The organism is Streptomyces sp. NPDC001231 (genome assembly GCF_042896885.1).
Lineage (GTDB): Bacteria > Actinomycetota > Actinomycetes > Streptomycetales > Streptomycetaceae > Streptomyces.
The window spans coordinates 103,095-126,450 of record NZ_JBIAXS010000006.1; the positions used below are offsets into that span (position 1 = coordinate 103,095).

At 71.0% G+C, this 23,356-nt stretch carries 18 protein-coding genes and 1 pseudogene; 8 read left to right on the forward strand and 11 right to left on the reverse strand.

Annotated features, from left to right (window positions below; translation table 11 throughout):
- Positions 1-13 precede the first annotated feature (13 nt).
- From ACFY3J_RS09565 to cimA, 3 genes are all read left to right on the forward strand, one after another.
- Complete coding sequence (locus ACFY3J_RS09565) at positions 14-1,096, forward strand: TolB family protein (protein ID WP_390840663.1); 1,083 nt, start codon at positions 14-16, stop codon at positions 1,094-1,096.
- Positions 1,097-1,155: 59 nt separating this feature from the next.
- A complete protein-coding gene (locus ACFY3J_RS09570; RefSeq protein WP_390840664.1) occupies positions 1,156-2,517 on the forward strand; it encodes an MFS transporter in 1,362 nt (453 codons plus the stop codon).
- Positions 2,518-2,740: 223 nt separating this feature from the next.
- Entirely contained in the window at positions 2,741-4,345 is a 1,605-nt protein-coding gene (gene cimA, locus ACFY3J_RS09575; protein ID WP_384182447.1) for a citramalate synthase, read from the forward strand.
- Between the two features lie 292 nt (positions 4,346-4,637).
- Here cimA and ACFY3J_RS09580 read toward each other — a convergent pair whose 3' ends face one another.
- Together ACFY3J_RS09580 and ACFY3J_RS09585 are read right to left on the reverse strand one after the other, a co-directional pair.
- Positions 4,638-5,243 (reverse strand): GPP34 family phosphoprotein, encoded by a 606-nt coding sequence (locus ACFY3J_RS09580; protein WP_384182450.1) that lies wholly within the window; start codon positions 5,241-5,243, stop codon positions 4,638-4,640.
- A gap of 125 nt (positions 5,244-5,368) precedes the next feature.
- On the reverse strand, positions 5,369-7,267 hold the full coding sequence (locus ACFY3J_RS09585) for a ricin-type beta-trefoil lectin domain protein (protein ID WP_384182453.1): 1,899 nt from the start codon (positions 7,265-7,267) through the stop codon (positions 5,369-5,371).
- 258 nt (positions 7,268-7,525) lie between these two features.
- Here ACFY3J_RS09585 and ACFY3J_RS09590 point away from each other — a divergent pair, with 258 nt between their 5' ends.
- Both ACFY3J_RS09590 and ACFY3J_RS09595 read left to right on the forward strand, forming a co-directional pair.
- A complete protein-coding gene (locus ACFY3J_RS09590) occupies positions 7,526-10,552 on the forward strand; it encodes a glycoside hydrolase family 3 N-terminal domain-containing protein (RefSeq protein ID WP_390840665.1) in 3,027 nt (1,008 codons plus the stop codon).
- A gap of 193 nt (positions 10,553-10,745) precedes the next feature.
- Complete coding sequence (locus tag ACFY3J_RS09595; RefSeq protein ID WP_390840666.1) at positions 10,746-12,230, forward strand: hypothetical protein; 1,485 nt, start codon at positions 10,746-10,748, stop codon at positions 12,228-12,230.
- A gap of 7 nt (positions 12,231-12,237) precedes the next feature.
- On the opposite strand, the gene ACFY3J_RS09600 is transcribed toward ACFY3J_RS09595, so the two are convergent.
- Positions 12,238-12,846 (reverse strand): YceI family protein, encoded by a 609-nt coding sequence (locus ACFY3J_RS09600; protein ID WP_384182463.1) that lies wholly within the window; start codon positions 12,844-12,846, stop codon positions 12,238-12,240.
- Positions 12,847-13,106: 260 nt separating this feature from the next.
- On the opposite strand from ACFY3J_RS09600, the gene ACFY3J_RS09605 reads away from it, so the two are divergent.
- The 3 genes from ACFY3J_RS09605 (at position 13,107) to ACFY3J_RS09615 (ending at position 15,746) form a co-directional block, all read left to right on the forward strand.
- Positions 13,107-13,631: a hypothetical protein gene (locus ACFY3J_RS09605; RefSeq protein WP_384182466.1), complete on the forward strand. Its 525-nt coding sequence runs from the start codon at positions 13,107-13,109 to the stop codon at positions 13,629-13,631.
- A gap of 276 nt (positions 13,632-13,907) precedes the next feature.
- Positions 13,908-15,491 (forward strand): acyl-CoA carboxylase subunit beta, encoded by a 1,584-nt coding sequence (locus ACFY3J_RS09610; protein ID WP_390840667.1) that lies wholly within the window; start codon positions 13,908-13,910, stop codon positions 15,489-15,491.
- 57 nt (positions 15,492-15,548) lie between these two features.
- Entirely contained in the window at positions 15,549-15,746 is a 198-nt protein-coding gene (locus tag ACFY3J_RS09615; protein WP_384182472.1) for an acyl-CoA carboxylase subunit epsilon, read from the forward strand.
- 160 nt (positions 15,747-15,906) lie between these two features.
- Here ACFY3J_RS09615 and ACFY3J_RS09620 read toward each other — a convergent pair whose 3' ends face one another.
- The 8 genes and pseudogenes from ACFY3J_RS09620 to ACFY3J_RS09655 all read right to left on the reverse strand — a co-directional run.
- Positions 15,907-16,488 carry an ATP/GTP-binding protein gene (locus ACFY3J_RS09620; protein ID WP_100572095.1) on the reverse strand — a complete coding sequence of 194 codons (582 nt, stop codon included), beginning with the start codon at positions 16,486-16,488 and terminating at the stop codon, positions 15,907-15,909.
- A complete protein-coding gene (locus tag ACFY3J_RS09625; RefSeq protein ID WP_384182475.1) occupies positions 16,469-17,041 on the reverse strand; it encodes a DUF742 domain-containing protein in 573 nt (190 codons plus the stop codon). Before ACFY3J_RS09625 ends, ACFY3J_RS09620 begins: the two co-directional genes overlap by 20 nt.
- 96 nt (positions 17,042-17,137) lie before the next feature.
- A complete protein-coding gene (locus ACFY3J_RS09630) occupies positions 17,138-17,551 on the reverse strand; it encodes a roadblock/LC7 domain-containing protein (RefSeq protein WP_055493648.1) in 414 nt (137 codons plus the stop codon).
- Positions 17,552-17,561: 10 nt separating this feature from the next.
- Positions 17,562-20,825, reverse strand: coding sequence for a nitrate- and nitrite sensing domain-containing protein (locus ACFY3J_RS09635; RefSeq protein ID WP_384182478.1), 3,264 nt, complete (start codon positions 20,823-20,825; stop codon positions 17,562-17,564).
- A gap of 405 nt (positions 20,826-21,230) precedes the next feature.
- Positions 21,231-21,806, reverse strand: a complete 576-nt coding sequence (locus ACFY3J_RS09640) for an ATP/GTP-binding protein (protein ID WP_384182481.1) — start codon at positions 21,804-21,806, stop codon at positions 21,231-21,233.
- Complete coding sequence (locus ACFY3J_RS09645; RefSeq protein ID WP_141358025.1) at positions 21,787-22,185, reverse strand: DUF742 domain-containing protein; 399 nt, start codon at positions 22,183-22,185, stop codon at positions 21,787-21,789. Before ACFY3J_RS09645 ends, ACFY3J_RS09640 begins: the two co-directional genes overlap by 20 nt.
- Before the next feature lie 111 nt (positions 22,186-22,296).
- Entirely contained in the window at positions 22,297-22,710 is a 414-nt protein-coding gene (locus tag ACFY3J_RS09650; protein ID WP_362353581.1) for a roadblock/LC7 domain-containing protein, read from the reverse strand.
- Positions 22,711-22,719: 9 nt separating this feature from the next.
- A pseudogene (locus tag ACFY3J_RS09655) lies at positions 22,720-23,356 on the reverse strand (hypothetical protein); the annotation flags it as partial.

Below are 23,356 nucleotides of genomic sequence, written 5' to 3' on the forward strand. Positions count from 1 at the left end.
GGAAACCATGGCCATGGCCGCACATGTCCGCAGAGTCTTCGGCGCCGCGTCGGCGGCCGGACTGCTGCTCGCGCTCGGCCCGGCCGCCGTGGCCGCGACCCCTCCGCCGCGCGTCGAGCGGATCAGCACCGCCACCGACGGGAGCGAGCTGACCGCGGCGTCGGGCGGCGGCGTCATCAGCGGCGACGGCCGCTACGCCGTCTTCTCCTCGGCGGACCCCGAGGGCGGCATCGACACCCGCCTGTACCTCAAGGACCTGCGCACCGGCAGGCTCACCCAGGTCCCGGAGGACCTGGTCTACACCACGGGACCGATGCTCAGCGGCGACGGCCGTTACGTCGCCTACTCCAACGGCAACCGCTACCCCAAGCCGTACGTGTACGACCGCGTCACGGGACGCACGGAGCTGCTGTGGCCCGAGAAGCGGGAGGACACCTCCTACGAGCTGGGCACCGCTGCCGCGATCAGCTCCGACGGCCGGCACGTGGCGTACACCCTCGGCAACCGCCACGGCGACGATTACGCACGCGTGCTCCACGTCCGCGACCTGGACACCGGCACCGACCGGCAGATCTCGCCGCTGCCGGCCGAGGGCATGATCCTCAACGCCTGGCTCAGCGCCGACGGCCGCACGGTCGCCTACAGCGTGGCGGCCCGGACGGGCCAGGGCACCGAGGGGCGGATCCACGTCGTCCGCGACGGACACGAGTCCGACATCGGCAGCGGCTTCTCGGCCACGCTCGTCCGGCTCTCCGACGACGGCCGAAGCGCCCTGTTCAACGCCATGGCGGCCGACCTGACGACCACCGCGTACTTCCAGGACCTGCGCACCGGACGCGTCCGGCAGGCGGCCGGCACCGCGGCGGTCGCCGCCGACGGCTCGCTGCGGCACGTGCTGCTGTCCGGCGACGGCGGACTCGACCTGCTCGCCCTGCCGTCCGGCAGGCGGCACCCGGTCGCCCCGGCGGGCGCCACCGCCCTCCCTCGCGCGGTCGACCGCGCGGGCCACGCCGTCGTCTTCTCCTCCCCGGCCGCCGACCTGGTGCCGTACGACACCAACGGCGTCCCGGACGTCTTCGTACGACGCCTGAACTGACCGCTCCGTTTGGCCGATTCCGGCGCGTTCCCACCGCCCGGCCGGGGCAGTGACGGCTCATGGGACGACAGCACTGGAAGAAGATCTGGATCGGCTCGGCCGGAAACATGGTGGAGTGGTACGACTGGTTCGTCTACGCCAGCTTCGCCACCTACTTCGCCGGAGCCTTCTTCCCGGACGGGAACCCGACCGCCCAGCTCATGAACACCGCGGGCATCTTCGCCGTCGGCTTCTTCATGCGCCCGGTCGGCGGCTGGCTGCTCGGCAGGGTCGGCGACCGCAGGGGCCGCAAGGCGGCCCTGACCTTGACCGTCACCCTCATGTCGGCGTCCGCCGTCCTCATCGCGGTGGCGCCGACCTACGCCGTCGCCGGCTACGGCGGCGCCCTGGTCCTGCTCGCCGCACGCCTGCTCCAGGGACTGTCCGTGGGCGGCGAGTACGCGGCCAGCGCCACCTATCTCACCGAGGCCTCCGCCCCGCGCCACCGCGGCTTCGCCTCCAGCTTCCAGTACGTGTCCATGACCGCCGGCCAGATCCTCGGCCTCGGCCTCCAGATCCTGCTCCAGCGCACCATGTCCGACGAGGCCCTGCACAGCTACGGCTGGCGCATCCCGTTCGTGGTCGGCGCGCTCGGCGCGGCCGTGGTCTTCTACCTGCGCCGCAGCATGCTGGAGACCGAGGTGTACGAGGCCGACGCCACCGGCGGCGAGGAGCGCGGCACCCTGCGCGCGCTGTGGCGGCACAGGCGGGAGGCGTTCCTGGTGATCGCCCTGACCATGGGCGGCACCGTGGCGTACTACACGTACACCACGTACCTGACGAAGTACCTGGCCAACTCCGCGGGCCTGCCCAAGCAGACCGCGACCCTGGTCTCCTTCACCGCGCTGATCGTCTTCGCCTGCCTCCAGCCGCTCGCCGGGCGACTGTCCGACCGGATCGGCCGCCGGCCGCTGCTGATCACCTTCGCCGTCGGCTCGACGGTCCTGACCGTGCCGATCATGACCTTGCTGCGGCGCGCGGACGGCTTCTGGCCGGCGTTCGGACTGTCCCTGCTCGCCCTGGTCGTGGTCACCGGCTACACCTCGATCAACGCGTGCGTGAAGGCGGAGCTGTTCCCCACGGGCGTGCGCGCGCTCGGCGTGGCCCTGCCCTACGCCCTCGCCAACGCCCTCTTCGGCGGCACCGCCGAATACGTCGCCCTGTGGTTCAAGAACGCCGGCGCGGAGTCCGGATTCTTCTGGTACGTGGCGGCCTGCGCGGCCGTCTCGCTCGTGGTCTACATCACCATGCGGGAGACCAGGGATCTGGATCTGACGCGGGTGGGCCGAGGAGGCGTCCAGGCTGACGCCCGCATCCTGAGACGCGATGTCCGGAGGGAGTGGGACTGTGGCAAACTGCCCCCGTGCTCTCGTCCGCCATGATTATTGGCAGCAGGCGCGCCGGTCCGCAGTGACCGCCACGTACGACCAGGTACGGGCGGCCATCGTCGTCCTCGACCCGCGCGCAGACCTCTCGCACCCGCGAGGGGTCTTTCGTTTTCCTGGCCCACCCACAGCCGGGACCGCCGCGCGAGGGACTATTGGGGGGACGGTGGAGCCGGTCATTGACGGCAAGACCGAGATTGCAAACAGGAGCCTTGAGACCATGACCGCATCCAGCCAGCTCGACGATTCGTTCCACGTCTTCGACACCACCCTGCGCGACGGCGCCCAGCGTGAGGGGATCAACCTCACGGTCGCCGACAAGCTGGCCATCGCTCGGCACCTGGACGACTTCGGCGTGGGCTTCATCGAGGGTGGCTGGCCCGGCGCGAACCCGCGGGACACCGAGTTCTTCGCCCGCGCCAAGCAGGAGATCGACTTCCGGCACGCCAAGCTCGTCGCCTTCGGGGCGACCCGCCGAGCCGGCGCCAAGGCGGCGGACGACCCCCAGGTCAGGGCGCTGCTGGAGTCCGGCGCCGAGGTGATCACCCTGGTCGCCAAGTCGCACGACCGGCATGTGGAGCTGGCGCTGCGCACCACCTTGGAGGAGAACCTGGAGATGGTCCGCGACACCGTCTCCCACCTGCGCGCCGAGGGCCGCCGGGTCTTCGTCGACTGCGAGCACTTCTTCGACGGCTACCGCGCCAACCCCCAGTACGCCAAGGCCGTCGTCCGCACCGCCGCGGAGGCCGGCGCGGACGTGGTGATCCTCTGCGACACCAACGGCGGCATGCTGCCCGCCCAGGTCCAGGCGGTCGTCTCCACCGTCCTCGCGGACACCGGCGCCCGCCTCGGCATCCACGCCCAGGACGACACCGGCTGCGCGGTCGCCAACACCCTCGCGGCCGTCGACGCCGGCGCCACCCACGTGCAGTGCACGGCCAACGGCTACGGCGAGCGGGTCGGCAACGCCAACCTCTTCCCGGTGGTCGCGGCCCTGGAGTTGAAGTACGGCAAGCGGGTGCTGCCCGAAGGCCGGCTGCGCGAGATGACCCGCATCTCGCACGCCATCGCCGAGGTCGTCAACCTCACGCCCTCCACCCACCAGCCCTATGTGGGTGTTTCCGCCTTCGCGCACAAGGCCGGCCTGCACGCCTCCGCCATCAAGGTCGACCCGGACCTCTACCAGCACATCGACCCCGAGCAGGTCGGCAACACCATGCGCATGCTGGTCTCCGACATGGCCGGCCGCGCCTCCATCGAGCTCAAGGGCAAGGAACTCGGCATCGACCTCGGTGACGACCGCGAACTGGTCGGCCGCGTGGTCGAGCGGGTCAAGGAGCGCGAGCTCAAGGGCTACACCTACGAGGCGGCCGACGCGAGCTTCGAACTGCTGCTGCGCGCCGAGGTCGAGGGCAGGCCGCTGAGGTACTTCGACGTCGAGTCCTGGCGGGCCATCGTCGAGGACCGCCCCGACGGCACCCACGCCAACGAGGCCACGGTGAAGCTGTGGGCCAAGAGCGAGCGCATCGTCGCCACCGCCGAGGGCAACGGCCCGGTCAACGCCCTCGACCGCGCCCTGCGCGTGGCCCTGGAGAAGATCTACCCCGAGCTCGCCTCCCTCGGCCTGGTCGACTACAAGGTCCGCATCCTGGAGGGCAAGCACGGCACCTCCTCCACCACCCGCGTGCTGATCTCCACCTCGGACGGCCAGGGCGAGTGGTCCACGGTGGGCGTGGCCGACAACGTGATCGCGGCCTCCTGGCAGGCCCTGGAGGACGCGTACACCTACGGCCTGCTGCGCGCGGGCGTGGAACCGGCGAAGTAGCCGAACGGACCGACCCGGCTGCCGGCCCGGGACCTCGACCGGGCCCGGCGCTTCCACGCCGACAAGCTGGGGCTGCGGGCCGTCGAGGAACGGCCGGACGGGCTGCCCTACCGGTGCGGGGAGACGTACGTCGTGCCCTTCCTCTCCACCGGGGCCCCGCCCGGCACGTTCACCCGGACGGCGGGGGAGGTCGACGGCGGCCGCGGTCGTGTCGCGGCCGCGGCTGCGCGGTGTCGTCCTCGAACCTGCTGGGCATCGGCCGGCCGTCGCGGTGACCGGCCCGCCCCGGGTATCACGGAGCGCGCCAGATGTTGTCGAAGGCCGCGTTCTCGATGCGCCGCCGCTGCCGTACGGCCTCCAGCTCCGTCACCGCGTCGTTGACGGTGGCCAGCACGGTGACCAGGGCGTCGTCGTCCGGCGCGGTGAGCGGGGCACCCGGCTCGGCCTCGATGCCCACGGCGGCCGCGAGCCCGGCGATGACGGGGTCGTGGGAGGACCAGCGCTCGGCCGCCCGGCGCCGCGCCGGTGTGTCGGCGGGCGCCTTCCGGCCGCCGCGCGCGGGCATCCAGCGGTGCCGCCGGCCGGTGAGCTGCCCCTCCGCGTCCAGGGTGTCGATGTAGGTCACGGCCAGACCCTCGCCGCGGCGCCACAGCCAGTCCTCGACGGACTCGTACGGCGGCCGCTCATCGAGCGACGCCGCCGCCTGGTCCAGGAGGCGGTCCCCGGTGTCCTGCCGGGGGAGCGGCACGATGCGGTCGCCGTCCAGGCCGGCGGCCCCGGCGGTGAGGAGGTCGGCCAGTTCGGCGCCCGCCAGCGCGAGAGACAGATCGCCCTGCTCGACGGGGCGCTCGGACGGGACGTCCATGCTGACGATCAACAGGTCCCGAGGTGTGGTCATGCCGGCGCTCCTGGTCGGGGTGGTCATGTCGGGGACACCCCCGACGATACGTCCGTGGGGAGCCGCGGGCCCGGTGCCGCGACCGGTGTCCGGCCGGCCGGGGGCTCCCGGCCGGCCGGGCGGTCCTACTGCAACCGCCACTTCTGGTTGGCCGCGCCGGTGCACGACCAGATCTGCGCCCGAGCCCCGTTGGCCGAGGAGTTGTCGGTCACGTCCAGGCACTTGTCGGCGGCGAGGTTCACCACGTCACCGGTCGAGGCGTTGTACGACCACTGCTGGGCCCCGGTGCCGTTGCAGTCGTAGAGCTGCACCTTCGCCCCGTTGGCGGTCGACGCCGACGCCACGTCCAGGCACTTGCCCAGCGCCCGCACCGACCCGTCCGGCTGGACCGTCCACTGCTGGGCCGCGCTGGAGTTGCAGTCGTAGAGCTGCACCGCCGTGCCGTTCGCCGACGAACCGCCCGCCACGTCCAGGCACTTGCTCGCGAGCCCGACGAACGCGCCCGACTTGGCGCCGCCGCCCGTCTGGGTCCCGGACCAGGTGAAGGTCGCCGAAGTCCGGCCCGGCAGCGAGTAGGTGGCGTGCTGCGAACCCCAGTTGATCGTGACGGTCTTCGCGGTGGTGGCGTCGTTGTAGGCGATCAGGGCCTTGCCGCCGTCCGGGTTGCGCCAGGCCACGTTGGGCACCGCCGAGGAGGCGGTGGACGCGATCCGCTGTGCGCCCGGCCGTACGAACTTCGTCAGGTGGCCCATGTCGTAGTACTCGACCGTGTAGTCGACCTGCCCCGACCGGCCGTCGCCGTTGTGCACCGTGATCAGCCCGGTGCAGGTGCCGCAACCGCCGTTGTGCGGCCCCATGTTCTGGTCCACCGCCAGCGACCACTTGGTCACCGACTTCGCCCAGTTCCGGGTGTAGTCGACGATGTTGAGCATGTCCTCGCGCTGCTGGTGGCCGATCCAGGTGCCGCCCGAGTGCTCGGTGCCGAAGGCGTCCAGCTGCGGATACCGGTTGTGCACGGTGGTCTGCTGGGCGACGTTGCCGCCGTAGCCGTGCCAGGCGATGCCGCCGAAGTTCGGGTGCGCGCGGACGGCCGCGTCGTCCACCGTCTGGGCGGCGTAGGAGTCGTAGGTGTCCCAGTTCCAGTCGTGCGCCAGCACCTTGGTGGACAGGCCCGCGGCCTGGAGCTTGGGCAGCAGCTCGCTCTTGGTGAAGTAGGCCAGGCCGCCGGCGTTCCAGCTCATCGAGGGGTAGCCGGAACAGCAGGTGGGCTCGTTCTGCGCGGTCACGTAGGCGACCGGGACGCCTTGGTCCCGGTAGGCCTGGAGGTACTTCACGAAGTACGTGGCGTACGCCCCGTAGTCCTCCGCCTTCAGCCAGCCGCCGTTGAGCTGTCCGCTGTCCTTCATCCAGGCGGGCGCGGTCCAGGGTGAGGCCATCACCGTGAGCGCCGGGTTCAGCTGGAGCGCCTGCCGGGTCAGCGGCACCACGTCGGCCAGATCGTGCGCGATGGAGAACTTCGAGAGCGACGGGTCGCTCTGCCCGGCCGGCACGTCGTCGTAGGTGTAGCCGTTGCGCGCCAGGTCGGAGGCGCCCATCGGGTTGCGCAGGAAGGAGAGCCCGATCCCGTCCGTGGGCGAGAACAGCTTCCGCATGGTCGCGTCCCGGGTCGCCTGCGACAGCGCGCCGCTGCTGTTCATCAGCCAGGCCGCGGTGTCGGTGAAGGAGGCGCCGCCGCCGGTGAAGGTCTGGTAGCGGGTGTTCTCGTCGACGGTGATGTTCTCACCGCCGCCTCCGGTGCCGGACTGGAAGGCGAACGGCGTCTGCTGTTCGAGGCCGCGCACCACGTGGCGCCCGCCGGAGTCGTCGGTCGTGGTCAGCCAGGCGGTGACGGGCTCGCCCGCCGCCTGCGCGGCCGGGGCGCCCAGGGCCGTCAGGCCCGCCGTGGACAGCAGTCCGGCGAGCAGCAGCCGCAGTGCGCGACCGTGTCTGCCGGGAAAACCGCGTCTGTCGGGAAAGGGGTGCATCGGGTGCCGCCCTTCGTGAGGTGGGGGACAGGGGCGTGCGAGCGGTGAGTAAATGACGGCTTCGGGGCCGAGTCAAGAGGGTGCGCGTTCAAGTGCCGAAGGGGTAACTGCCCGCATTCAGCCGGGAGTTGGGCACGTCCCCAGTCCAGTGTGAAGTCTTGACGGCAGCGGGCTGACGCTAGTTCACTCAAGGCGTGATCTAAGTCGTGAGTGAATCATGAGCCCAGGGAAGTCCCAGAGCCGAGGGAAGGTCCGTCCATGCGAAGAACCGCCCTGCTCGTCTCCGCCGGTCTGCTCGCCGCCCTGATCCCGTTCGCGCCGGCGCGGGCCGCCGACCACGCCGACGACCCGGCCCCCGCCCCCGTGTCCATCGACCGCTTCGAGGGCGAGGTGCCCTTCGCCGGACAGCCCGCCGAGGGCATCTTCACCTGGGGCGGCGACAGCGACGATCCGCCCACCCTGCGGCTCGCCGACCGCTCCGACGCACCCGAGGGCGCCAAGGTCCTCTCCGGCACGTACGACATCAGCGGCTACGGCGGCTTCACCCACGACTTCGCGGCCGACCTGCCCGCCCACGACTGGTCCGCCCACAAGGGCATCCGGTTCTGGTGGGAGGGCCAGGACAGCGGCAGGAAGATCTCCTTCGAGATCAAGGACGGCGGTGCACACGGCGAGGCGTCCGAGCTGTGGACGACCTCCTTCACCGACGACTTCACGGGCTGGAGACAGATCGAGCTGCCCTTCACCGACTTCACCTACCGCACGGACTACCAGCCGGTCGGCGGCATCGACCACGTGCTCGGCCTCACCGGGATGTGGGGCTACGCCGTCACCCTGCCGACCGGCGTCAAGGGCAGGTTCGCCATGGACGACGTGCAGTTGTACGGCCGGGCCGACCAGTCGCTGCGCGCCTCCGTCACCACCGACGCGGCGGTCTACCCGGTCGGCGGGGGCGGCACGGCGGCGGTGAAGGTCACCGTCGCCACGACCGGCTCCGCTCCGCTCGACGAGCCGGTGACGGTCGCCTACCGCACCGCCGGCGGCACCGCCGAGCCCGGCAAGGACTACACCCCGGTCTCCGGCACCCTCACCTTCCCCGCGGGCACCGCCTCCGGCACCTCCCGCACCCTCAAGGTCACCACCCTCAAGCCCAAGGCGGCGAAGCCCGCCGGGACGATCCCGCTCCAGCTCACCGTCACCGGCGCCAAGGCCCCCGCCGAGAGCCCGCAGATCGTCGTCGACGCGTACGGGCTGCCGTACCTCGACAGTAGGCTGCCGGTGCGCAAGCGGGTCGCGGACCTGCTCTCCCGGATGTCCCTCGAGGAGAAGGCCGGGCAGATGACCCAGGCCGAGCGCGAAGCGATGACCGCGCCGGGCGACATCGCCGCCTACGCCCTCGGCTCCCTGCTGTCCGGCGGCGGTTCGACCCCCACGCCCAACACCCCCCAGGCCTGGGCGAAGATGATCGACGACTTCCAGCTGCGCACCCGGGCCACCCGCTTCCAGATCCCGCTGATCTACGGGGTCGACGCGGTGCACGGGCACAACAACCTGGCCGGCGCCACGATCATGCCGCACAACATCGGCATCGGCGCCACCCGCGACCCCCGGCTGGCCGAGAAGACCGGCGCGGTGACGGCGAGCGAGGTCCGCGCCACCGGGATCCACTGGGACTTCGCGCCCTGCCTGTGCGTCAGCCGCGACGAACGCTGGGGCCGCTCCTACGAGTCCTTCGGCGAGGACCCGGCGCTCGTCGAATCCATGGAGACCGTCATCCAGGGCCTCCAGGGGCGCGCGGACGGGCGCGACCTGAGCCGTGGCGACAAGGTGCTGGCCACCGCCAAGCACTTCGTCGGCGACGGCGGCGCCCTGTACGGCTCCTCCACCACCGGCACCTACACCACCGACCAGGGCGTCACCAGGGTCACCCGGCAGCAGTTGGAGGACATCCACCTGGCGCCGTACGGGCCGGCCGTGGACCGCGGCATCGGCTCGGCCATGCCGTCGTACTCCTCGCTGGACGTCGTCGGCGACGGGCAGGGCCCGGTGAAGATGCACGCCCGCGGCGACATGATCAACGGCGTGCTCAAGGGCCGCATGGGCTTCGACGGCTTCGTCATCAGCGACTGGGCCGCCATCGACCAGCTCCCGGGCGACGCCGCCGCTCAGGTCCGAGCGTCGGTCAACGCCGGCGTGGACATGATCATGGTGCCGTACGCGTACCAGGACTTCCGGGCGACCCTGATCGCCGAGGTGAAGGCGGGTCGGATCAGCCCCCGGCGGATCGACGACGCGGTCTCCCGGATCCTCACCAAGAAGTTCGAACTGGGCCTCTTCGAGCACCCCTACGCCGATACCGCCGGCGCCTCCCGGATCGGCTCCGCCGAGCACCGCGCCGTCGCCCGGCAGGCCGCCGCCGAGTCCCAGGTGCTGCTGAAGAACAAGGGCGGCCTGCTGCCGCTGAAGAAGAAGGCGAAGGTCTACGTGGCCGGGTCCAACGCCGACGACCTCGGCAACCAGACCGGCGGCTGGACCATCACCTGGCAGGGCGCCTCCGGCACCCACACCCAGGGCACCACGATCCTTCAGGCCATGCGCAAGGCGGGCGGGAACGTCACCTGGTCCAAGGACGCCGCGGCGCCCACGGCCGGTCACGACGTGGGGGTGGTCGTCGTCGGCGAGACCCCGTACGCCGAGGGCGTCGGCGACGTCGGCAACGGCCACGACCTCCAGCTGTCGGCCGCCGACCGGGCCGCCGTGGACAGGGTGTGCGGCGCCATGAAGTGCGTGGTGCTGGTCGTCTCCGGGCGCCCGCAGCTCATCGGCGACCGGCTCGGGAAGATCGATGCCCTCGTCGCCTCCTGGCTGCCGGGAACCGAGGGCGACGGCGTGGCCGACGTGCTCTACGGCACCCGGCCCTTCACCGGGCAGCTCCCGGTGACCTGGCCGAAGTCGCAGGAGCAGCTCCCGGTCAACGTGGGCGACACGGCGTACGACCCGCAGTTCCCCTACGGCTGGGGCCTGACCACGCTCACCGGCGTCCCGGCCGGCGGCACGGTGGCGCTCAAGGCGCTGGGCCTCGCGGCACGGGCGGCCGAGCGGGTGGGCGCCGACGCCGTGGGCCGCGAGCTGGTCACCAAGGCCCGGCTGATCGTCCAGCAGAAGGCGGACGGGCGGATGAGCGCGGCGGTGGCGAAACCCTTCGCCGACGCGGATCACCTGCTGCTGACCGGACGGTACGGGGCGGCGGTGGAACAGCTCACGAAGGCCTACTCGGCCGCGTGACCGGCTGGTGGGGGGGGGGCCCCCCGGGGGGGGGGGGCCCCCCCCCCCCCCCCCCCCCCCCCCCCCCCCCCCCGCGGGGGGGGGGGGGGGGGGGGGGGGGGGGGGGGGGGGGGGGGGCGCCGCCCCCCCCCCACCACGTGCGCAGCCACCGTCCGGAGAGCCGGTTTTGTCCGGCTTCGGGTAGCTTCGAAGCATGAAGGTCGTCGCCCCGGCCCGAGTTCTTCTCCGCCCGCTGCTCACACTCGCGGCCACCGTGGTGGCCGTGGCGGTGCCGGCCTCCGTCGCGGCGGTGGGACCGGCGGGCGCCGGGACGGAGGCGGCCGGTGCCCCCCGGTCCGTGACCGCATCGGTCGTGAACGTCCTGCCGGACGGCGTGCCCCGGGTGCCGGCGCCGGGCGGCGTGCCGCGGGTCGCGGCGGCCACCAGCGTCTCCGCGATCGCCGAGGCGCTCCGCAAGGGTCCGGTCTACGTCGACCCGGCCGCGTCCGCCCAGCTGCCGCCCGCCGACGCCGCCGCGCTCGCCCGGCGGATCAAGGACGCCGGAAAACCCCTGTTCATCGCCGTCCTGCCCGCGAACTACCCGTCGCAGAAGCTGTTCACCGAGCTGCGCACGGCCACCGGCATCACCGGCGCCTACGCCGTCCGCCTCGGCGACCGGTTCGACGCCCGCGCCGACTCCTCGGTGTTGCCGCGCACCGCCGTGAGCAATCTCGTCACCAGCGTCCGGGGCGAGAACGCCCGGACCCAGCTCACCGACTTCACCGACCGGGCCCTGGCCAACATGGGCGGCTCGGCGCCCTCCACCTGGGGCGGCCCCGGGCACGGCGGCACGGTCTCGAACACGGCGCTGATCACCGCCGGCGCGGTCCTGGTGGCGGGCGGTGTGGGCGCGTACGTCCTGGTCCGGCGCGGCAGGAGCCGCCGGGAGGCGGAGCAGCGGGCCGCGCTGGAGAAGCTGCGGGTCGTCGTCGACGAGGACATCACCGCCTTCGGCGAGGAGCTGGACCGCCTCGACTTCCATCCGGCGGAGGTCGGCGCGGACGACGCCATGCGCGCGGACTACGAGCGCGCGCTGGACGCCTACGAGCAGGCCAAGCAGTACATGGCCGACGCCCGCAGGCCGGAGGACGTGCGGGCGGTGACCCAGGCACTGGAGGACGGGCGGTTCTCGCTCGCCCAGCTCGCCGCGCGCCGCGAGGGCCGTCCGCTCCCCGAGCGCCGGCCGCCCTGCTTCTTCGACCCGCGCCACGGTCCCTCGGTGACCGACGCCACCTGGACGCCTGCGGGCGGGTCGCCCCGTCAGGTCCCGGTGTGCGCCGCCGACCAGGCCCGCCTGGCCGACGGCCGCGACCCGCACGTCCGCGAGGTCGACACCGACTGGGGCCGCCGCCCCTACTGGGACGCCGGCCCCGCGTACGGTCCCTGGGCGGGTGGCTACTTCGGCGGCGGCCTCCTGCCCGGCCTCCTGGTCGGCACGCTGCTCGGCAGCATGATGGCCACCCCGTCGTACGCGGCCGGCTACGGCACCGGTTACGGCGACTTCGGCGCATACGGCGGCTACCAGGGCGGCGACCTGTCGGGCGCGGACTTCGACCCGGGTGACTTCAGCGGCGGCTTCGGTGACGGCGGGGGAGGCGACTTCGGCGGGGGAGGCGGCGACTTCGGGGGCGGCTTCTGAGCCCGGCTCAGGCGTTCTTGACGGCCGAGATGTCGAAGTTCAGCTTGATCTTGTCGGAGACCAGGACGCCACCGGTCTCCAGGGCCGCGTTCCAGGTCAGGCCCCACTCCGAGCGCAGGATCTCGGCCTTGCCCTCGAAGCCGACGCGCTCGTTGCCGAACGGGTCCTTGGCGGCGCCGTTGAACTCCAGGTCGATGGTGAGCGTCCTGGTCACGCCGAGGATGGTCAGGTCGCCGGTGATGCGGTAGTCGTCGCCGCCCACGGCCTCCGCCTTGGTGGAGCGGAAGGTCATCTGCGGGAACTCCTCGGTCTTGAAGAAGTCCGCGCTCTTCAGGTGGCCGTCGCGGTCCGCGGAGCCCGTGTCGATGCTGTCCATCTTGACGTCGATGGACGCGGTGGAAGCGGCGGGGTCGGTGCCGTCCAGGTGCAGGCTGCCGGTGAAGTCGTTGAACTTGCCCTTGACGTTCGTGACCATGGCGTGCCGCGCGACGAAGCCGAGCGTGGAGTGGGACGGGTCGATCGTGTAGTCGCCGGTGAGCGCGGCCAGGTCGGGGTTCACGGCGGCCGGGGCGGCGGTGGTGTCGGCGGTGACGTTCTTGCGGCCGAAGATGCCCATGAGGTGCTCCTTGAGGACGGTGGGTCGCTCGGCGCGGAGGCAGAGCGCCGAGTAAGTTGAAGATTCAACGAAGTGAACGACTACGACAGTAGACCTATTCCGTTCGACTTTCAACATCATCCGGTACGTGTTTGCCGGATCGCGCACGGTAATCGCTGACGCCCTCTGGCGGACGCGCGTAGACCTCGGGCACTATCTCCCTGCACCACCTGCACAGCCGCCCCACAGGACGCACGGCCGACAGCAGGAAGGTTCCCCCAATGAAGACCACGAAGGTCAGCAAGCTCACCAAGGCCCGCGCGGCGGTCACCGCCCTCGCCCTGATCGTCGCCCCCGGCCTCGCGGTCATCGGCACGGCCACCGAGGCCTCCGCCGCCACCAAGATCAGCCACGCCACCGCGACCCAGATGTTCCGTGACGTGGGCGTCACCTGGTCCTCGTCCGGCAACTGCTCCAACCGCAACGTCTCGACCTGCACGTCCTTCGATCAGCTCAACCTCGCCACCGCGCAAGGGGCCCAGACCCTCAAGCGGGCCAGCGGCTGCGCCCTCAACATCACCGGCGGCACCGAGACCGGTCACGCCTCCGGCACCTACTCCCACTGGAACGGCTACAAGCTCGACTACGGCAAGAACACCTGCGTGACCAACTACATCAAGAACTACTTCGCCTACATCGGCTTGCGCGGCGACGGTGCCCCCCAGTACCAGTCGGGCTCCGGCAACATCTACGCCGACGAGGGCAACCACTGGGACGTCCTGTACTACAACTGCGGCGGCTGCTGACCCGGCGCCGTCGCACCCCCGGACGGCGGCTACGCTCTGTGCGAGCCCGCCGCCGTCCGGGTCTGCGCGTCACTCCAGCGAGGGCATGTGCCCGATCCGAATGTGAGCGGGCTCCCATGCCGTGACTTTGTGGCATCTCCACAACGCGGAAGCCCTCTGAGCAGTTGGAAGGGCTGCAAGCCGCCATGGTTCTGTTCAGTGGCACCAGGAAAACGGGTCGGAGACTGTACGGAGTCAACGGCCCGCTTTCCCAGGTGTCCTTCGTAAGGTCGCTACATGAGCGTTTTGGAAGAGACGACGGGTGAGCCGGCGGACGCGCGCGGGCGGGTCGCCGAGCTGCACGGGATCCGTGCGCAGGCGGTGGCGGGCCCCAGCGAGAAGGCGACCGCGGCACAGCACGCCAAGGGCAAGCTGACCGCGCGGGAGCGGATCGAACTGCTCCTGGACCCGGGCTCCTTCCAGGAGGTCGAGCAGCTGCGCCGGCACCGGGCGTCCGGGTTCGGCCTCGAGGCCAAGAAGCCGTACACCGACGGTGTGATCACCGGCTGGGGCACGGCGGAGGGCCGGACGGTCTTCGTCTACGCCCACGACTTCCGCATCTTCGGCGGCGCGCTGGGCGAGGCCCACGCCACGAAGATCCACAAGATCATGGACATGGCCATCGCGGCCGGTGCCCCGCTGGTCTCCCTCAACGACGGCGCCGGCGCCCGGATCCAGGAGGGCGTCTCCGCCCTGGCCGGATACGGCGGCATCTTCCAGCGCAACACCAAGGCCTCCGGGGTCATCCCGCAGATCAGCGTGATGCTCGGCCCGTGCGCCGGCGGCGCCGCCTACAGCCCCGCGCTCACGGACTTCGTGTTCATGGTCCGCGAGACCTCGCAGATGTTCATCACCGGCCCGGACGTGGTCAAGGCGGTCACCGGCGAGGAGATCACCCAGAACGGCCTGGGCGGCGCGGACGTGCACGCCGAGACCTCCGGTGTGTGCCACTTCGCCTACGACGACGAGGAGACGTGCATCGCCGAGGTGCGCTACCTCCTGTCCCTGCTCCCGCAGAACAACCGGGAGAACCCGCCGCGGGTGGAGTCGGCCGACCCGGTCGACCGCCGCTCCGAGGTCCTGCTCGACCTGGTCCCGGCCGACGGCAACCGGCCCTACGACATGGTCAAGGTCATCGAGGAGATCGTCGACGACGGCGAGTACCTGGAGGTCCACGAGCGCTGGGCGCGGAACATCATCTGCGCGCTGGCCCGTCTGGACGGTCAGGTCGTCGGCATCATCGCCAACCAGCCCCAGGTCCTGGCGGGTGTCCTCGACATCGAGGCCAGCGAGAAGGCCGCCCGCTTCGTACAGATGTGCGATGCCTTCAACATCCCCATCGTCACTCTTCTGGACGTACCCGGCTTCCTGCCGGGCGTCGACCAGGAGCACGGTGGAATCATCCGGCACGGCGCCAAGCTGCTCTACGCCTACTGCAACGCCACCGTGCCGAGGATCTCGCTGATCCTGCGCAAGGCGTACGGAGGTGCCTACATCGTCATGGACAGTCAGTCGATCGGGGCCGACATCACCTACGCCTGGCCGACGAACGAGATCGCCGTGATGGGCGCCGAGGGCGCGGCCAACGTCATCTTCCGCCGCCAGATCGCCGGGGCCGAGGACCCCGAGGCCATGCGGCAGAAGATGGTCAAGGAGTACAAGGCCGAGCTGATGCACCCCTACTACGCGGCCGAGCGCGGTCTGGTGGACGACGTCATCGACCCGGCGGACACCCGCGAGGTCCTGGTCAAGTCCCTGGCGATGCTGCACGCGAAGCACGCCGACCTGCCCTCCCGCAAGCACGGCAACCCCCCGCAGTAACCCAGTGGACATGCCGCGGCCATCCCGCGGACCCCTCAGCCACGGAGACTGACACCCATGGACAACGTAGACATCCGCGTCGAGAAGGGCCACGCCGAGCCCGAGGAGGTCGCCGCCATCACGGCCATCCTCCTGGCCCGCGCGGCGGCCCGCCCCGCCGAGACGACGCCGGCCCACCGCGGCCGCGCCAAGGCCGGCTGGCGCCGGCTGGAGCGCGAGAACGGCTTCCGCGCCCCGCACAGCTGGCACGGCTAGGCCGGCCGCCGGTAGATCCGGCCGCCCACGACGGAAGAGGGCCCCTCCACTTGGAGGGGCCCTCTTCCGTCGTACTCGTGTTGTGGTCGAGCCCTTGCGCCGGCAGAAAGCAGGCGGCCCTCCCCGTGTGGGAGGGCCGCCTGCGCGTTCGTCCCGAGTGCTAGCGGAGCCGGGCCATGAGGGCGTGTTCCACCAGGGTGATGAGGGCGGACTTGGCGTCGGCGCGGTGGCGGGCGTCGGTGGTGATGATGGGGGCGTCGGGGCCGATCTGGAGTGCTTCGCGGACCTCGTCGGGGTTGTAGGGCTGCTGGCCGTCGAAGCCGTTGAGGGCGATGACGAAGGGCAGTCCGCTGTTCTCGAAGTAGTCGACGGCGGGGAAGCAGTCGGCGAGCCTGCGGGTGTCGACGAGGACGATGGCACCGATGGCGCCGCGGACGAGGTCGTCCCACATGAACCAGAAGCGGTCCTGGCCGGGGGTGCCGAACAGGTAGAGGATCAGGTCCTGGTCGAGCGTGATGCGGCCGAAGTCCATGGCCACCGTGGTGGTGGTCTTGTCCCCGGTGTGGGTGAGGTCGTCGATGCCCGCCGAAGCGGACGTCATCACGGCCTCCGTGCGCAGCGGGTTGATCTCCGAGACGGCGCCGACGAACGTGGTCTTGCCCACGCCGAAGCCGCCCGCCACCACGATCTTCGCGGAGGTGGTGGAGCGGGAAGGACCGCCGCTAGAGCTTGCGAAGTCCACTGAGCACCCTTTCGAGCAGTGTCACGTCTGGCTGGCCACCGGCGTTCTCGTCGCCGCCGGGCTGATGGATGGCGACCAGGCCCGCCTCCGCCAAGTCGGCGACGAGGATCCTGGCCACGCCGAGAGGGATCGAAAGCAGGGCCGAGATCTCGGCCACCGATTTGATCTCGCGGCACAAATGGCAGATCCGCTGATGTTCGGGCAGCTGGCCCTGCATCTGGTGCGGCTGCGCGGTGGTGTGCACCAGTGCCTCTATGGCGAGCTGGTACCGCGGCCTGGTGCGGCCGCCCGTCATGGCGTACGGGCGCACCAGGGGGTTGTTCGACGCCCCCGCGGGCGCTGGTTCAGGGGTGCGTCGCTGCGGCTGGACCGGCTGGATGCGCGGCGCGGGCGGCTGGTCGTACGGTGACGGACCGGGACCCTGCGGCGCGTATGGCTGCCGGTGGTGGGGGGTGGAGGGGAAGCCGTACGGATTCGCCGAGCCGTCGTTCGGGCCCTGGGCAGGGCCGTACGACCAGTTGCCCGAAGACGAACCGCCTGGGGGTGTTGCCACGTTCTCTCCTCCTCCGACTGTGCCGGGCATCCAACGGGTGGAAGCCGCGTCCCGAAACCTTACGGCCCCGGGACGCCAAAACGCACCGGCTGTCTGTTAGTTGAGAAGGCTCCCCTGGAGTTCCGCACGGAGATCCGGCGTCAGGACCGTGCCCGCACGGTCCACCAGAAGGGCCATCTCGTACCCGATGAGGCCGATGTCCGCATCGGGGTGTGCGAGCACCGCGAGTGAAGAACCGTCGGAAATGGACATGATGAAGAGGAATCCCCGCTCCATCTCCACAACCGTCTGGTTCACGCTGCCGCCCTCGAAGATGCGCGAGGCACCGGCGGTCAGCGAGGTCAGACCGGAGGCGACGGCCGCGAGCTGGTCGGCGCGGTCGCGGGGGAAGCCTTCGGACATCGCCAGAAGGAGTCCGTCGGCGGAGACCACCACGGTGTGGGACACCCCGGGGGTGTTGTCCACGAAGTTGGTGATCAACCAGTTCAGGTTCTGCGCCGCCTGGCTCATCGGGCTCACACTAACGCTCCTGGTTGTAGGTGCTGTCAGGACCACTGTGTTCATTCCTTGTGGCCTGGCCGTTCTTGTCAATTCCTGCGCTGCGTCCCCGTTGGACGCCCTGGCGCAGGTTGCTCAGCCTGCCCCGGATGTCCTCGGGGGCGCGGGAGACCTGTGGGCCTCCCTGCGGGGTTGATTCCGCGGTGCCTTCGACCAGGTTGGCCTTGGGCACACGCCGCGGCAGCCCGGAGGAGGTCACTCCGCCTGCCTTGGGCTTGCGAAGCTGCGAGGCCTGCTGCCAGCGCTTGTCGTTCGCCGAATGCCAGGCGTCGCCGTCGCTCTCCGGAGTATGGGTCGGTGCTTCCTGGTCCAGGGGCCCCGCGCCGTTCGAACCGCTCGCGACGGATCCGCGACGGGGCAGCCCGGCGTCGGTCAGCTCGTGGACGGCGGAGGGGGCCGGTCCAGGACGCTCGAAGCCTACGCGGTCCGCCTCGGTCACGTCAGCGGCCTGCGAGGATTCCGCTTCCGGAGCGTACTGGTCCGGGTAGCCGTTCCGGTACCCGTCCGGCTGCGGCCAGTCGTCCTGGTGGGACTGCTCCTGGAAGCCGGCGAACGCCTCCGGCGCCGCGGCGTGCGCCGACGCGGGCTCCTGCTGCCCGGGCTCCGCATAGCCGGGGTCGGGGTAGCCGCCGTTGGGCGAGTAGGCATCGCCCTGCGGCATACCGCCGTTCGGCGCGTAGTACCTCTCGTCGTACGCCGGCCGGCCCTGCTCGTCGTACGCCGTCTGCTGCTGGTCGTACGCAGAGTGCTGCGGTTCCTCGTACGCCGTCTGCGGGTCGTACCCGGCCTGCTCCGGGAAGGGCATCTGCCCGGTGTCGTACAGCGGTTGCTGCCCGGTGTGCTCGTCGGGGTACCCGGTCGGCTCGGCCGTCTCCGGGCCCGCCGGCCGGTCGTGCGTCTGGGCCTCCAGGGCGGCGCGGCGCTCCTCGCGCTTGAGGGAGCGGCCGACGGGGTCCAACTCCCGGGACCCGTCCGGGGCGTCGGCGTACCGGCTGTCGTCGAAGCCGAGCTCCGCGGCGGTGCGCATCGGCTGGGGAGCGCCGAAGTCCTCGCCCTGGAACTCCTGTTCCGGGATGATCTGCGAGACGGTGAAGTCGTCACGGTCGAGTGCCTGCTGGCCGCCACCGCCGTGGGTGATCGCGTCCGGCAGCATGACCAGCGAAGTGGTGCCGGCCTGCTCACCGGAGGGCCGCAGCTGGACGCGGACGCCGTGCCGGTCGGCGAGGCGGCCGACCACGAACAGGCCCATGCGCTGGGAGATCGCCGCGTCCACGGTGGGCGGGTTGGCCAGCTTGTGGTTGATGTCCGCGAAGTCCTCGGCGGTCAGGCCGATGCCCTTGTCGTGGATCTCGACCATGACCCGGCCGTCGGGCAGCCGGGTCGCGGTGACCCGGACCTTGGTCTGCGGCGAGGAGAACGTGGTGGCGTTCTCCAGCAGCTCGGCCAGCAGGTGCACGAGGTCGGTCACGGCGCGGCCGTGGATCTCGGCCTCGGGCACGCCGGACAGTTCGATGCGCTCGTACTGCTCCACCTCGGAGGAGGCGGCGCGCAGCACGTCGACCAGCGGGACCGGCTGGTCCCAGCGGCGGCCGGGCTCCTCGCCGGCGAGGACGAGGAGGTTCTCGCCGTTGCGGCGCATACGGGTCGCCAGGTGGTCCAGGCGGAAGAGGTTCTCCAGCTGGTCCGGGTCGGCCTCGTTGTTCTCCAGGTCGGTGATCAGGGTCAGCTGGCCCTCGATCAGCGACTGGTTGCGGCGCGAGAGGTTGGTGAAGATCGCGTTGATGTTGCCCCGCAGCAGGGCCTGTTCGGAGGCGAGCCGGACTGCCTCGCGGTGCACCTGGTCGAAGGCGCGGGCGACCTCGCCGATCTCGTCGGTCGAGGTGATCGGGATCGGCGCGACCCGGGTGTCGACGCGGCCGGGGTCGGTGCGCGAGAGCTGGTCGACCAGCATCGGCAGGCGCTGCTCGGCGATGCCGAAGGCGGCGTTGCGCAGGCGGCGCATCGAGCGGCTCATCTGGCGGGCCACCAGACCGGCCAGGATGAAGGCGGCGAGCAGGGCGACCAGGACGATCGCGCCGGTGATGAACGTCGACTGCTTGGCGTTGTCGGCGATCGAGGCCGCCTCGTTCACCGCGGTGTCGGCCATGTCCGACTCGATCTGGCGGTAGGCGTCGAACTTGAGGGTGTTGACCGCCCACCAGTTCTCGGGCGTGATGCCCTGCTGCGCCAGGGCCGCGCGCTCGGCCGGGTCCGTGCTGCCCAGCGTGGCCAGCGCCGTGACCATCTGGGTCGGGTCCTGCGGCGGGGCCACGTAGTTCGGGTCCTTGGCCTTGGCCTGCTGGGCCATGGTCGCCGCGTTGGCCTGGATCTCCTTCTTCAGCGCGTCCAGCTTGTCCGCGTCCTCCTGGGTGCCGCCGCCGATGTACTCCTCGACGGCGATGCCCTCGAGGTAGGCGTAGGAGGACAGGGCGACGCGCTGGCCGGCCAGGCCGGTGGCGTCGGGGCCGGGCTTGATCAGCAGGTGCATGCCGATCGAGCGCTCCAGCGACAGCGCGGCCTTGGTCAGCGAGATGGCGTAGACGGTACGGCCGTAGGAGGTGATGTTGCCGGTGCCCAGGCCGAGTTCGTTGGCGAACTCCATCAGCGGGTGGGCGACCTTGACGTAGCCCTCCTCGGTCTGCACTCCGGGCAGCTTGGAGCTGAACGCCGCGGCACGCAGCTTCTGCAACTCGGGCTCGGCGTCGCGGAACAGCTTGAGCCGGCGATCCAGACCGGCCTTGTGCGGCATGGACTGCGCGGCCTGGTCGAAGGCGTCGGCGGCCTTGTCGGTGACCTCGCGGGCCTCGGTGACGGTCGGGTCGTTCTGGCCCTTGCCCTGGAGCAGGGGGGCCGTGCTGACGTCGCGCTCGTGATAGAGGGCGTCGGCGTAGGCCAGCGAGGCCTGAACCAGGCGAGCGGTGTGCTCGGCGTCCTGCGCGTCCTGCCAGGTGTTGATGGAGCTGTTGACCTGGAAACCGCCCATGACCAGGCCGACCAGCACGGGCAGGAGCAGGATGGCGTTCAGCCGGGTCGGCACCCGCCAGTTGCGCGGGGAGAATCGGCCACCGCTCGCGGTGGGCGCGGCCGTCGGTTCCGAACCGGGCACGTGCGCGGGCGCCGCACCGCGCGGCGGCGGGGTGAAATTGCCCCGGGCCGACGGCTCGGGGCCGTTCTTGCTTCGCCTCACTCGACCAACAACCTCTCGGCGGTCGGCACCTACGTTGTGCCGCAGTGTCTCAGAACCCTGTCCGCCATAGGCGGCCCACTACCGGTGAGTACGTCTTTGACCATTGGGTAGTTCAGGCATTCCAGCACGTCGACATGCGCTCTTCCAAACAGTGGAAACGGGTGGTTCCACGTGACGCACGTCCCACATAAAACGGTCATAAACAACTAGCCCCGGCAAAAAACCGGGGGAACGTGCGCACAGCGGCACCGTATGTGCGCGACGCGTGGCCGTACCACGCGATTCCTCTGCCGAAACGTTATGAACACCGGGGCCGGCCGTGTCAAAGGACACAGCCGGCTCCGGTGCATCTACGACAACTGCCGTATAGCGCTGCCGATTTGAAGGCTGTTCGTGGTGCCTCGGCTACCTCAGCCGGGCCATGAGGGCGTGTTCCACCAGGGTGATGAGGGTGGATTTGGCGTCGGCGCGGTGGCGGGCGTCGGTGGTGATGATGGGGGCGTCGGGGCCGATCTGGAGTGCTTCGCGGACCTCGTCGGGGTTGTAGGGCTGCTGGCCGTCGAAGCCGTTGAGGGCGATGACGAAGGGCAGTCCGCTGTTCTCGAAGTAGTCGACGGCGGGGAAGCAGTCGGCGAGCCTGCGGGTGTCGACGAGTACGACGGCGCCGATGGCGCCGCGGACGAGGTCGTCCCACATGAACCAGAAGCGGTCCTGGCCGGGGGTGCCGAACAGGTAGAGGATCAGGTCCTGGTCGAGCGTGATGCGGCCGAAGTCCATGGCCACCGTGGTGGTGGTCTTGTCCCCGGTGTGGGTGAGGTCGTCGATGCCCGCCGAAGCGGACGTCATCACGGCCTCCGTGCGCAGCGGGTTGATCTCCGAGACGGCACCCACGAACGTGGTCTTGCCCACGCCGAAGCCGCCCGCCACCACGATCTTCGCGGAGGTGGTCGCCCGGCCCCCGTCAGAGCTTGCGAAGTCCACTGAGCACCCTTTCGAGCAGCGTCACATCCGGTGCGCCACCGTTGTTCTCGTCCCCGCCCGGCTGGTGGATGGCCACCAGGCCGGCCTCCGCGAGGTCCGCTACGAGGATCCTGGCCACGCCCAGCGGCATGGCGAGGAGCGCCGAGACCTCGGCCACGGATTTCACCTCGCGGCACAGGTGGCAGATCCGCTGGTGCTCCGGGAGCAGTCCCATCAGCGCTGCCGGATCGGCCGTCGTACTGATCAGTGCCTCGATGGCGAGCTGGTAGCGCGGCCGGGTCCGGCCGCCGGTCATCGCATAGGGACGTACCAGCGGCTGGTCGCCCTCATCCCCGTACGGCTCAGCGTACGGATCATGAGAGGCGGGGGGCGGGGTCATGAATCCTCCGGGCGGGACAGCAAGTCGGTCAGTCAAGCCGTCTGACGGGGCCGGTGGGGGGATTGTGGCGGCCGGACGGTGATTTGGTGAGGTGGATGGTGCCGGAGCCGGTCAGTGCAGCAGACTGCCCTGTAGTTCGGCGCGCAGGTCGGGTGTGAGGACCGCCCCCGCGCGGTCGACGAGCAGCGCCATTTCGTAGCCGACGAGGCCGATGTCGCACTCCGGGTGTGCCAGCACCGCCAGGGACGACCCGTCCGAGACGGACATCAGGAAGAGGAAGCCGCGCTCCATCTCGACGACCGTCTGCGACACGTTGCCGCCCTCGAAGATCCGGGAGGCGCCCGCGGTCAGCGAGGTCAGACCGGATGCCACGGCCGCGAGCTGGTCGGCGCGGTCGCGGGGAAAGCCTTCGGACATCGCCAGTAGAAGTCCGTCGGCGGACACCACGACGGTGTGGGACACCCCGGGGGTGTTGTCCACGAAGTTGGTGATCAACCAGTTCAGGTTCTGTGCCGCCTGGCTCATCGGACTCAACTAACGCTCCTGCTGGTGAGTGGGGCTCGGGAAATTGCCCGTCTGACCTGTGCCGGCCTGACGGCCCTGTGCGATGCCCCGACGGAGATTGGTCAGCCGGCCGCGTACGTCGTCGGGCGAACGCGAGACCTGCGGACCGCTCTGGTGCTGTTGCTGCTGAGCCGTGCCCGGGACGAGGTTGGCCCGGGGCACCCGGCGCGGCAGGCCGGAGGTGGTGACACCGCCCGCAGCCGGCTGCCTGACACGCTCGGCCTGCCGTACGAGGTCGTCGTTCGGCGAGGTGCGCCAGGCGGAGGCGGCGGGACGCTGGGGGGCCGCAGGAGTCTGCGGCTGCTGCGGCTGCTGCTGCGGCGAGGCCGGAGCCGGTTCGCCGCCCTGCTGCTGCCCACCGCGGAACCAGTTGGTCTCCAGGGTGTCGTACAGCGGTGTACGGCCGTCGCCGGGAGTCGGGGCCGGCGGCAGGGCCCAGGCGTCGTCCGGCCGCTGCTGCGGGGCACCCGCGTTGCCCGGTTCCGGGCGGGCGGGACGCTGCTGGGGCCGCTGGGCGGCCGGACCGCGCAGGCCGCCGAAGTCGGCGGCGCCGCCCGGGTGGGCGTTGCGGCCGGGCGCACCGTTGTCGTGTCCGGGCTGGGCGAAC